At 64.6% G+C, this 12,387-nt stretch carries 6 protein-coding genes; 5 read left to right on the plus strand and 1 reads right to left on the minus strand.

What is annotated here, in order from left to right; all coding sequences use genetic code 11:
- The first annotated feature begins 157 nt into the window (after window positions 1-157).
- The 5 genes from llg_RS22210 (at window position 158) to llg_RS22230 (ending at window position 6,667) form a co-directional block, all read left to right on the plus strand.
- Window positions 158-718 (plus strand): cupin domain-containing protein, encoded by a 561-nt coding sequence (locus llg_RS22210; protein ID WP_338287268.1) that lies wholly within the window; start codon window positions 158-160, stop codon window positions 716-718.
- A gap of 222 nt (window positions 719-940) precedes the next feature.
- Window positions 941-3,298, plus strand: coding sequence for a BNR-4 repeat-containing protein (locus llg_RS22215; protein ID WP_338287269.1), 2,358 nt, complete (start codon window positions 941-943; stop codon window positions 3,296-3,298).
- Between the two features lie 122 nt (window positions 3,299-3,420).
- Window positions 3,421-4,479: a glycoside hydrolase family 43 protein gene (locus llg_RS22220; RefSeq protein WP_345789209.1), complete on the plus strand. Its 1,059-nt coding sequence runs from the start codon at window positions 3,421-3,423 to the stop codon at window positions 4,477-4,479.
- An 87-nt stretch (window positions 4,480-4,566) separates the two neighbouring features.
- The gene (locus llg_RS22225) at window positions 4,567-5,205 is read left to right on the plus strand and encodes a response regulator transcription factor (protein ID WP_338287271.1); all 639 of its coding nucleotides are present in this window, start codon (window positions 4,567-4,569) and stop codon (window positions 5,203-5,205) included.
- Between the two features lie 28 nt (window positions 5,206-5,233).
- On the plus strand, window positions 5,234-6,667 hold the full coding sequence (locus llg_RS22230) for a right-handed parallel beta-helix repeat-containing protein (RefSeq protein ID WP_338287273.1): 1,434 nt from the start codon (window positions 5,234-5,236) through the stop codon (window positions 6,665-6,667).
- Window positions 6,668-7,017: 350 nt separating this feature from the next.
- Here llg_RS22230 and llg_RS22235 read toward each other — a convergent pair whose 3' ends face one another.
- Window positions 7,018-12,285, minus strand: coding sequence for an autotransporter-associated beta strand repeat-containing protein (locus tag llg_RS22235; protein ID WP_338287274.1), 5,268 nt, complete (start codon window positions 12,283-12,285; stop codon window positions 7,018-7,020).
- Window positions 12,286-12,387 lie beyond the last annotated feature (102 nt).

A 12,387-nucleotide genomic window follows, 5' to 3' on the forward strand; every position in this document is an offset into this window, starting at 1 on the left:
GGGGCATTTTTCTCCAACTCCAACTTGCCCCGTCATCATTCTCCTTCACGGTCAACTCACAGCCAATAGGTTGGGAGCAGCCCCTCCCATGGATGCAAAACCGGACCGACCAGCGCACTCTTGACAGTTGACGGCGGATGAAAGGAAGTTTCCCGAAATGAATCTCGTGGAATTGGCATCGCGGATCCGGAACACCCGCCTCAGCCGCGGCTACACCCTCGATCGCGTCTCCGAGCTTTCAGGCCTGGGCAAGGGACTGCTTTCCAAGGTCGAGAACTTCCGGGTGACCCCATCCCTGCCGACCCTCGCCCGCCTCTGCGAGGCTTTGGGAATCCGTCTTTCAGAATTGGTCGAAGGCTTGGATGAAAGACCCAATCTCAGCATCATCCGCCGCGGCGAACGCAAGGCCGTGGATCGGGACAGCGACCAATCCGACATCTCCTATGAGTCGCTGGCCCATGGTCGCCCGGATCGCAAGATGGACCCCTTCGAGCTGACGATCCCAGCCGGGGGCGGCCGTCGGGATCCGATGCCTCACGAGGGCGAGGAGTTCCTGACCGTGCTCGAGGGAGCCGTGACTTTCGAGTTCAATGGTGAGCTCCACCAATTGGTGAAGGGCGACAGCGCCTACTTCGACGCGGACATCGCCCACCGGGTTTTCAATCCGGGTGCGACCGAGGCCCGGATCCTCTGCGTGTTCCTCGGCCGGTCTCTTTGACCCCGCGGTTCGCCTGTATGTTCGCGAAGCTGACGTCGGAAAGATACTAGTGTGACCACTGGACTGGGTGTAGGGGTCCAAAAGCATGCCTTTGCATGCATCTAAACCCACCTTGGTCATTCAGCTCACCTGCCGTGGTGTCTTCTGAAAAGACATCCTCTTCCGCCGTTGCCCGATTGCGGAGCCCCATGGCGAGGCGAGTGTTCCATGGATCGCCCCGTCATGCTCGTCCGCCTTCTCAAGCTCGTTCCTGTTCCGCTGTGCCTTGCAGTCGTCCTCTTCTCAGGCCGCCTTCACGCACAAGTCACCTATGTCGATGCCAGCACCGGAAACACGACTAAGGCCGACGGCAGCTCGCTGGGCACGCCACCCGCGACGGCAAACCTCTACACCGACAGCCTGTGGTCAATTCGCACCGGTCTGGCCAGCGGCGGCACCATCTTCGAGGCAGGGGGCGGTGAGGCCGCTCCAGTCCTGCGTCAAACACTGACCAACGTACCCGCCGGCACTTACGACATCCACGTGTTCTTCTGGGTCTCCACCGGCGCGCGTTGGCAGATCAACGCCGGATTGAACAGCGGATCGCTTTCCAATTTCTACGGCTACGGCATCCAAACCGATGGTTCGCTCACCACCTCGCCGACCGGCTCAACCGCCTACGCGGGCTCCTCGACCTACACTGGCGGCTCGGCACCGACGACCTTTCTCGAAGTGGACCGCACGCTGGTGCGCGCGAGCATCGGACAAGCCACCGTCGGCGCCAATGGCATCCTCCAAGTCTATGTCTCGGTGGGGCCCGTGACCACCGGCGGCCAGACCGGCCCGCAGGCGACCCGCACCTGGTTCGATGGCGTCGGCTACAGCGTGCCGATCCCGCTCCCGGGCAATGCCGTTGAAATCGCTCCGGACGGCGCGTGGACCTGGTTCAATGACGAACGCTCGATCATCCACCAGGGTTCGCTTTATGCCGGTTACATGAAAGCGAACGGACTCGCCGGAGTCACCCGCTACAATCTCTCCACCGGCACGAGCCAGCACATGGTCCTCGGCACCGCGACCTCCCAGCAAGTCGACGACCACAACAACCCCTCCTTCACGGTCCTGCCGGACGGTCGCATCACCGCCCTCTATTCAAAGCACGCCGGACCCGCCGTCTTCTACCAGCGCACCTCGACCATCACCCAACCCTCCACCGACGCCGACTGGGGAGCGGAGCAAACCCGCACGGTGCCCGCCTCGAACACCTACGCCAACACCTACCGCCTCAGCGGCGAGAACAACGCGATCTACAACTTCCACCGCTGCATCAACTTCAACCCGACCCTGACCATCTCCACCGACAACGGCCAGACCTGGGGCACCTCCCGCCAGCTCGTCGGCACCGGCAGCGGCTCCACCCGCCCCTATCCGCGCTACTGTTCGAACGGCGTCGACCGCATCGACGCCATCTACACCGATGGCCACCCGCGCGACGTCAACAACTCCGTCTACCACCTCTATTACCAGAACGGCGTGCTGAGAAAAACCGACGGCACCGCGATCAAGAACCTCGCCGACATCCCGCTGGACCATGACGGAGGCGAACGCGGCAGCGTGATCTACCAATACTCCGCCGCCGCCTGGGGCACGGGCCAGGGGCCGGACGACTGGATCCCCACCGGCCGCGGCTGGACCTGGGACGTCCACTACGGCAAGGACAACGCGCCGGTCTGCGTGTTCCAGGTGCAGAAGGACGAGGCCGCGGGCACCGGCTGGAACAACGACCGCATCTATTACTACTACGCCCGCTGGACCGGAACCGCGTGGCAGAAACGCTTCATCGCGCAGGGAGGCCGCCCGATCTACTCGTCCGAGGACGACTACGGCGGCGGCATGTGCCTCGATCCCGAGGACCCGCGCATTGTCTATATTTCCACCAACGCCGCTTCGCCCTTCTCGCTCGGCGAGATCAACGCCGTGCCGCTTCGCAGCGGGGAAAAGTACGAGATCTACCGTGGCTTCACCGCGGATGGAGGCCTGACCTTCACGTGGACGCAGATCACCGTGAACTCGACCTCGGACAACCTGCGCCCGATCGTGCCCGTCCACCACGGACGCCAGGAGTGCCTGGTGTGGTTTTACGGCACCTACACCAGCTACACCAATTACTCGGCGAAGGTGCTCGGACGCATCGGCGCACCGGTGGTGTCCTACGCGGACTGGGCCGCGGGCTTCGGACTCTCCGCCACCTCGGGCAACGACGATCCGGACCACGACGGGCAATCCAACATCCTCGAATACGCGCTGCAGAACCACCCACTGAGCGCGCAGAACGCGGAGCGTCCGGTGTTGGCGGGGAATACGTTCCAATTTTCAATCGATCGCAGCCGCGCCGACGTGGAGTGGGCGGTACTGCAATCAACAGATCTGGTGAACTGGCAGGAAGCGGCGGTGATCCGCTCCGCCGGCCTGCCCACCACCACCGCGGCGGGCTTCAACGCCACTGTCCCGGACACCACGGGAAGCGCCGCGGTGTCCACCGTCACGCCACCAGCAGGCGGGAAGAGCTTCTTCAAACTCACCACGCGCGCCGTGCGCTGACGAGACCCACCCGGTTGGGGGGTATACGAAAGATCACCGCCGACTACCTTGTAGTTCGCAAACCCATGACACACCTCCTTCCTTCCGCCTGGTTTTGTGGCACCCTTCTTCTCGCCTCGGGAATGCTTTCCGTCTCGGCCAAGGAGTCCGCTCCCGCCTCCGCGGCCCCCGTCACGAAGTTCCGCCCCGGGGCGGTGTGGCCCGACACCACCGGAAAACCAATCAACGCCCATGGAGGCGGCCTGCTTTATCACGAAGGCACCTACTACTGGTATGGTGAGATCAAGCAGGGGGAAACCTACCTCCCGAAGGTGAACGCCTCGTGGGGCGGTACCCGGGTCGATGTCGTGGGCGTCTCGTGCTACTCCTCGAAGGATCTCCTCAACTGGGAACCACGCGGCAACGTCCTGCCCGCCGTGCCGGGAACCGATCTGGATCCGAAGAAGGTGCTCGAGCGGCCGAAGGTCGTCTACAACGCGAAGACCCGCAAATTCGTCCTCTGGTTCCATGCCGACAGCGTGGACTACGCCGCCGCCGCGTGCGGAGTGGCCACCTCGGATTCCCCCACCGGCCCCTTCACCTACATCCGGAGCTTCCGGCCGAACATCCAAAGCTGGCCGGTGAACCTCAAGGAGGGCGAGAAGGACGCCAAGGGCAGCCAGCTCGTCAAAGACTTCCCCGTGGGCCAGATGTCCCGCGACATGACCGTGTTCGTGGACGACGACGGCAAGGCCTACCTGTTCTCGGCTTCGGAAGGCAACCCGACGATGCACATCTCCGAGCTGACCGACGACTACCTCGGCACCACCGGCAAGTTTCTCCGCATCTTCGAAGGACGCTCGATGGAAGCTCCCGCCGTCTTCAAGCGGAATGGCAAATACCATCTGATCGCCTCCGGTTGCACCGCCTGGGAACCGAACGCCGCCCGGTCCTGCATCGCCGACTCCATCTGGGGTCCGTGGAAGGAACTCGGCAACCCGTGCAAGGGCGACAAGGCCGGGATCACCTTCCAATCCCAAGGCACCTACGTCCTCCCCGTGGCCGACAAGCCCGGCTCCTTCATCTTCATGGCGGACCGCTGGAACAAGGACAACCTGGCCGATTCCCGCTACATCTGGCTTCCGATTGAATTCGACGACAAGAACGCGCCGGTGATCCGCTGGCAGGACGAGTGGCGCTGACCGCCCCTCCGATGGGCGGAAATTCCCCCCGCATGGGTGGTTTTTATTTCCCCATCGTCTGGTACACTCGCTGTGATACCATTCGTCATGCCATCGAAAGTCGTCATCGTGGAGGACAATGACATTGTCCGCGGATGCTTGGAGGAACTGGTGAATTCCGTTCCCGGTTGTGAATGTGTCGGCACCTTCAGCACCGCGGAGGATGCGATCCGGATCGCGCCCCGGCTGGCTCCCGATCTGGCGATGATGGACATCCACCTGCCGAACCTCTCCGGCATCGAGTGCGCGTCCCGCCTGAAGACCGTCCTCCCACAGCTCCAGATCCTGATGCTCACCGTCTATGAGGACGAGGACAAGATCTTCCAGGCCTTCAAGGCCGGTGCCAGCGGCTATATCCTGAAGCGCAGCAGCCCCCATGAGATCACCCGCGCCATCCAGGACATGCTGGGCGGCGGCGTGCCGATGACCAGCGCCATCGCCCGCAAGGTCGTCGATTCCTTCCGCCCCACCGGCGTCCGCAATCCGAACGACCCCGAACTCTCCCGCCGCGAGACCGAGGTCCTCCAGAGCCTGTCCAAGGGACTCTCGAACAAGGAGATCGCGGACGACCTCAGCATCACCGTGGAAACCGTGCGGTGGCACCTCAAACAGATCTACGAAAAGCTCCATGTTCACGGTCGCACCGAAGCGGCCCTGAAGTTCATGGGGATGCAGGGCAATCGCTGACGGCGGCCCTTCGATCCCACCTCCTTTGATGAAACCGTCCCTGTCCCTTGCCCTTTTCATCACGCTGGCGAGCCAAGCCTCAGCCCGCACCTATCATTTCGACGACACCTCCGGGGACGATGCCAAGGACGGCCTGACGCCCGCCACCGCGTGGCGATCGCTGGAGAAATTCAACGCCACCCGCTTCACGCCCGGGGACGAGATCCTCTTCAAGGCGGGCGGCAAGTGGCTGGGCCAGATGAAGCCGAGCGGCTCCGGCACCAATGACTCCAAGCGGGTCCCGATCATCCTCGGCCGCTACGGCAAGGGAGCGGCTCCGGAGATAGCGGGCGAGGGCAAGGTCCTCGACACGCTGCTGGTGGAGGACGTGGAGCACTGGGACATCACCGGCCTGGCCATCACCAACCAGGGAGCCCAGACCGCTCCCGGCCGAACGGGCATACGGATGCTCGCGAAAAAGCTGCCGGTGATGCACGGCATCGTCCTGCGCGGCCTGTGGGTCCACGACGTGAACGGCGACCTGCGGAAAAGCCATGAGGGCACCGGCATCCTCTTCGAGGCCGACGCCGCCACCGGTGCCAGCTACGACGGCATCCTGATCGAGCAGTGCAAGGTGGAGCGCACCGACCGCAACGGCATCTGCCAGCGCGCGACGGGCCGCGCCCGCAGCCGCAACGTGATCATCCGCGGCAACACGCTCGACGACATCGGCGGTGACGGCATCAAGCTCTGGGGAACCAATGGCGGACTGATCGAGCGCAACATCGTCCGCAAATGCCGGGCCCGCGCCCAAGATATGGCGGCGGGCATCTGGCCCTTCGCCTGCGATGACACCGTGATCCAGTTCAACGAGGTCAGCGGCACCAAAGGTACCGCCGACGGCCAGGCCTTCGATTCCGACTACATCTGCAACCGGACGATCATCCAGTACAACTACAGCTACGAGAACGAAGGCGGCTTCATGCTGGTGTGCTCCCCTTCCCGCTCGTTCAACCGGGACACGGTCATCCGCTACAACGTCAGCGTGCACGACGGGGTCAACAGCGGCCGCGTCATCCAGATTGGAGGCAATCCGTCCAACACCCGATTCCACAACAACACGATCATCCTCGGAGCGAACCAGAACCTCCCGATGGTCTCCTTCAACGAGTGGGACGGGGGCAAGGCGAGCGGCACGCGGTTCGACAACAATCTCTTCATCGTCGCCGAGGGCGGCCGCGCCACCTACCGGCTCGACTCCAGCACCGGGACGGCCTTCACGAACAACCTTTTCCTCGGAAAACACGAGGGCTTTCCGGCGACGGCATCGCCTCCAGTCTTCACCGGCCCCATCGTTCCGTCGGAAGGCGTGGCCTTCTTCCGCAGCCTGAACGCCACCTCGCGTTCGAAATTCCCCAAAGGCATCAGCACGCCGAACAGCCCGGGCAAAGACCTGTTCGGCAGCGTGATGGGTGATCCGTGAGACCTCCGGCGGAATAACTTCCCGCTCGAACATGCGAGAAGCCGGGCAGCCATATTGCCCCTCGCCCACACAAGCCCGGCGCCTCAGATCGAGGTCTGAGTCGACCGCTTTGACGATCGGGCCCGCGCCACGGAGGCCAACTCCACCCTGAACGGACGCCTTCCGTCCGATTCCACAATCCCGACGAACTCGATGAACCCGCCCCCGTGTTTCGCACTGGGGAGTGCGGCACATCGCTCCGGAACACGTCCGAAGAACGGTCCACCGGGAACCATCCGCCCAAAAAAGTGGCCGCCGTGGAACCCATGACCCACGGCGGCCGGCACACACTTCGCGCGAAAAAACGCGTCTTACTTCGTCGCCTTGAGACGGACGAACAACTTGCCATTCACCGCATTGCTCTTCGGAATGGCCACGCTGACCGTATCGTCGAACGCATCGTTCTCCTGGACGAAGACAGAGGACGAGGTGGTGGCGGTGACGGGAATGTCTGTCCAGGTGATGAGGTTGGCGCTCCACTCGACGTTCAACGTCACATCCCCTTCGGACGCATCGGAGCGGGAGAAGGTGAGGACGATGTTGGAACCGTCATCCGACTGCACTGGCCGGACGGACGCCAGCGAAGCCAAGGGATTGCCGCCGAGCACATACTCCAGCAAGTTCGGGATGCCATCGTTGTCCGGATCCTGCGTGGGGCCGTTGTTGGCGTTGGTGAGGCCCTTGGAGAGTGCCCAGGAGTCGTAGGCGGTGGGGCTGCTGGTGACGGTGAGGACGCCGGTGCCGCTGAAATGGGTATTGTCGATGAAGGTGGCCCCCGAGCCGGTGGCACCGTAGGTGCCGGCGAGCTGCTGGGTGGTGCCGAAGAAGAGCTTGTCGACGACTTCGTTTCCGGTGACATCGACAAGGCCGCCGTTGACGATGAGGGCACCGCCATTGGCGAGGGAGGAGCCGTTGACGGCGAGCTTGCCCGCATTGACGGTGGTGCCGCCGGTGTAGGTGTTCACGCCGCCGAGGGTGAGGGTGCCGGCGCCGTCCTTGGTGAGGCCACCCGAGCCGGAAATGACATAGGAGGCGGTGTGGTCGGTGGTCCAGTTGTAGGCGAGGGTGCCGTTGTTGGCGACGCCGCTGGTGGCGGCGATGGTGCCGTCGGTGGTGCCGTTGCCCAGTTGGAGGATACCGCCGTTGATGAGGGTGGCACCGGTGTAGGTGTTGGTGCCGGTGAGGACGAGGGTGCCCGCGCCGGTCTTGGTGAGGAAACCGGTGCCGGAGATGACGTAGGGAGCGGTGTGGGCAGTGCTCCAGTTGTAGACGAGGGCGGCGTTGTTGGTGACGCCGCTGGTGTTGGCGATGGTGCCATCGGTGGTGCCATCCCCAAGCTGGAGGGTCCCGGCGCTGACGGTGGTGGCGCCGGTGTGGACGTTGGCCCCGGTGAGGGTGAGGGTGCCGGTGCCGACCTTGTTGATGGCGATGATCTTGGTGGTGCCGTTGGCAAAGAGACCGGCGAAGGTGGTGCTGGTGTTAAGGTTGCCGATCTGGAGGGTGGTGGTGCCGGAGACGGAGTTGCCGCCGCGGAAGAGCGAGTTGGTGACCCCCGAGAGGGAGCCTAGCTCAAGGGTCTGGTCCCCTGCCCCCCCGGCGATGAAGCCCTGGGCGCTGCCCTGGTTGGAGGCGAGGACGTAGGCGGCGTTCTTGCTGGTGGCGGTGGCGTTGGAGAACGAGGTGGAGGCGAAGCTGTTATTGTGGGTGACGGTGCCGGAGAAGCCGCTGAAGTTTCCGGAGACCGTGGCGCCGGTGGTGGCAATGGCGCCGGTGCCGGTGACGGTGTTGGACAGCGTGTAGTTGTTCCCGACGGACCAGGTTCCGGCCGCGCCGATGGCGACGGCGCCGGCACCGACGGAGCCGGTTGAATTGGTGGTGAGGGTGCCGCCGTTGATGGTGGTGCCGCCGGAGTAGGTGTTCGCGCCGGTGAAGGTGAGGTTGCCCGCACCGGTCTTGGTGACGACACCGGTGCCGGAGATGATGTAGGGGGCCGTGTGGTCGCCGGCCCAGTTGTAGGCGAGGGCGGCGTTGTTGGTGACCCCGCTGGTGTTGGCGATGGTGCCATCGGCGGTGCCGTTGCCCAAGGTCAGGGTACCGGCGCTGATGATGGTGGCTCCGGTGTAGGTGTTGGCGGAGGTCAGGATGAGATTGGCGGCACCGGTCTTGGTGATGGCACCGGAGGCAATGCCGAAGCCGCCACTGCTGCCGATGGTGTAGACCTTCGTGGCGGTGTTCACGGTGACACTCGCGGTGTTCACGTTCGCCGCGGAGATGTCGACAGTGGTGGTGCCGGTGGCGGTGTCGTCGAAGAGGACTTCATCGCCGGCCAAGAAGTCGGTGGGTGTGCCGGAGGACGGGATCTTCCAGTTCTTGGCCCCGGCGATGGTGTTGGTGCTCCATTCGCCGCTGGTGGCACCGGTCCAGGCGGGCTTGTCGCCGGTGATGGAGACGGCGATGGCGGAGCCGGTATCCACAAGCGAGGCGGTCTGGCGCGGACCGAGGCCGGTGAGGGTACCGAGGGCGAAGTCGGCAAGGGTGCCGCTGAAGCTGGTGTAGCTGATCAGGTTGTAGGTGGAGCCGATCGACCAGTTGTTGACCGGAGTGAGCACCACCGTGCCGTTCGCGCCAGTGGTGGTGAGCGCACCGGTGGTGATCCCGGCGGTGGTGCCGGCGGTCTTCAGGTTGACATTGGCCCCGCCATTGAAAGTGAGCGAAGCGGTGGCGAGGGCGGTGGTACCGCCATTGCCGTGGGTGAGGATGGCCCCGCTGTCATCGCCGACGGTGACCGCGCCGACCGAGCCGGTGCCATCGAGTGTGCCGGTGGTCACCGTGATGGGGCGGGTGCCAGCGGTGGTGCTGGCATGGAGATACTTCGCGCCGGAGCCGTTGATGGTGATGCCACTCGTGGCATTGATGGCACCCGTGCCGGTGACCGTCAGCGTGCCGCCGGTGATGTTGGTCGCGCCGCCATAGGTATTGGTGCCCGCCATGGAGAGGGAGCCCGCCCCGACCTTGTTGAGGGCGAGAACCTTGGTGGTACCGTTGTTGAGAGTGCCGGTGAGGGTGGTGCTGGTCCCGAGGTGGCCGACCTCGAGGGTGGTCGTGCCGGTGGCGGTGTTGCCACCGCGGATGTTGCCGGCGGCGCTGGCGAGCGAGCCGAACTTCACGGTGTAGTCTCCACTGGTGGCAAAGATCAATTCCCCGGCGGTGAGGGTGTAGGCGGCGTTCTCGCTGGCCGCGGTGGCGGAGTTGAACTGGGTGTTGTTGCTAGCCGCATTGTGGGTGAAGGTGCCGGTGAAGCCGGTGTGGTCACCGGTGAATAGAACGGTGCTGCCGGTGTCGTTGAGGATCGCACCCGCGCCGGTCACGGTGCTGCTGGACGTCTGGCTGGCGTTGAAGGTGAGGGTGGTGCCGGTGCCGATGCTGATGGGGCCGCCGTTGAGACTGTTCGGTGCGGCATTCAGGCGACCACCGCTGATGGTGGTGCCACCGGTGTAAGTGCTGGCCCCGGAAAGGGTCAGCGTCCCGGCACCCTGCTTGGTGACGCTGCCGGTGCCGGTGATGGGATAGCCCGCGGTGCGGGTGCCGGTCCAGTTGAACACCAGGGCTCCGTTGTTGGTGACGGAGGCAGTGTTGGAAATGGTGCCATCGGTGGTGCCATTGCCCAGCGTGAGCGTACCGCCGTTGATGGTGGTGGTGCCGCTGTAGGCGTTGGTGGTAGTGAGGGTGAGATTCGCCGCGCCGGACTTCACGAGGCTGCCGGAGGAGATCCCGAAGCCGCCACTGCTGTTGATGGTGTAGGCCTTGGTGGCGTTGTTCACCGTGACCCCGCTGGTGTCGACGTTGGCGGTGGAGATGTCGATGGTGGTGGCTCCGGCGGCGGTGTCATCGAAGACCACATCGTCCGCGGCGAGGAACTCGGTGCCGGTGCCGGCGGTCTGGGTCTTCCAGTTCTGGATGCCGCCGATGGGGTTGGTGGTCCAGGCACCGCTGGCGAGGCCCGTCCAGACGATCTTTTCACCGGTGATGGCGAGGCCGATCGCGGTGCCCGTATTGACGAGGGTGGCGGTCTGGCGCGAGCCGAGGCCGGTGATGGTGCCCTTCGTGAAGTCAGAGAGGGAGCCGCTGAAGCTGGTGTAACCGATCAGATTGTAGGTGGCGCCGGTGCTCCAGGTGTTGGTGGCATTGAGTACCACGGTGCCGTTCGCGCCGCTGGTGGAGAGGGCTCCAGTGGTGAGGCCGGCCGCGGTGGTGGCGGAGCGGACATTGACGGTGGCACCGCCATTGAAGGTGAGCGAGGAGGTGGCAAGCGCGGTATTGCCGCCGTTGCCATTGGCCACGACCGCGCCGGTGTCATCCCCCACGGTGACCGCACCGACCGTGCCTGTGCCATCGAGGGTGCCGGTGGTGAGGGTGATGGCGCGGGTGGAGGCGACGGAGCTGGCGTGGAGGTACTTCGCGCCGGAGCCGTTAACGGTGATGCCGCTGGCGGCATTGATGGAGCCAGCACCCGCAACGGAGAGCGTGCCACTGGAAACGGTGGCGGGGCCCGTGAAGGTGTTCACGCCATTGAGGGTGACCGTGTTCGGCCCGCTGACAGTGATACCAGCACCGGCGGCACCGGAGATGATGCTGTTGATGGTGAGGCTGGCGGCCGGGGTGGCGAGCACGAGTTCATTGGTGCCGCCGATGGCGACATTCAGGATGCTGCCGCTGCCGGCGGTGGTCTGGACGACGAGGGTGCCAGAGCCGGCGTTCATCAGACCATTGAAGGTGTAGGTCTGGGTGGAGTTCGAGGCCAGGGTACCGGCGGGGCCAGTGTAGCGGACGGTATTGACGGAGCGGCTGGAGCCGAAGGGGCCAGCAATGGCGGTGACCTCGTAGTTGGCCGCGGCGTTGGTGGTGTAGCCGAAAGTGGCACCTGTGGTGCCGATGACGGGAGAGCCGCCGGAGGCGGCATAGGTGCCGCCGACGATGGAGGAGCCATTGACGGTGGCGTAGCGGGCGGAGGTGCCGGTACCAACGATGGCCCACGGGCCGAGGATGTTATTGGTGAGGGCGGAGAGGCCCGTAAGGGAGGACGTGACGGTACCCGCGCCGCTCAGGGTGAGGACGGCCTTGCCATTGCGCGTGAAGGTGCCTCCGCTCAGGGCGAGCGTGGAGCCGGTGCCGACATTCCACGACTGGCCGGAGGAAAGGGTCAGGCCGCCGGTGAGGGCGGTGGTGCCGCTGGAGAGGGCGCTGGCATCGATGCCGGAGGGCCCGAGGGTGAGGGTGCCGCCGCTGAGCGTGTACCCGGGGGCGGTGAAGACAAGGCCCTTCGCCGCCAGAGTACCGGAGAGCGTGACAGTGCCGGCAGTGCCGCCGAAGGTGGCGGTGTCCGCGTAAGAGACGGTGTCCGTCCAAGGCAGATCAGACGCTCCATTCGACCAGTTCGCGGTGACTAGATCCCAAGTGCCGGCACCACCGGAAGGGATGGCAGGAGTCAGCGAGGGATCCCAGGACAACTGGGCGGCATGACCTAGCTGCAGGGAGGAGGCGACTGCGAGGAAGACAATCAGCTTGCGGGTTTTCTTCATGGGTTTCCGGGTAGGCTAAGGTGGAAAATAATTCCGAATGCCCCCCTTCGCTACCCCCCAACCGGGTGGATATGAGCCACTCTCTTATCCGAACCCATTCGA

Source organism: Luteolibacter sp. LG18 (assembly GCF_036322585.1).
Taxonomy (GTDB): Bacteria; Verrucomicrobiota; Verrucomicrobiia; order Verrucomicrobiales; family Akkermansiaceae; genus Luteolibacter.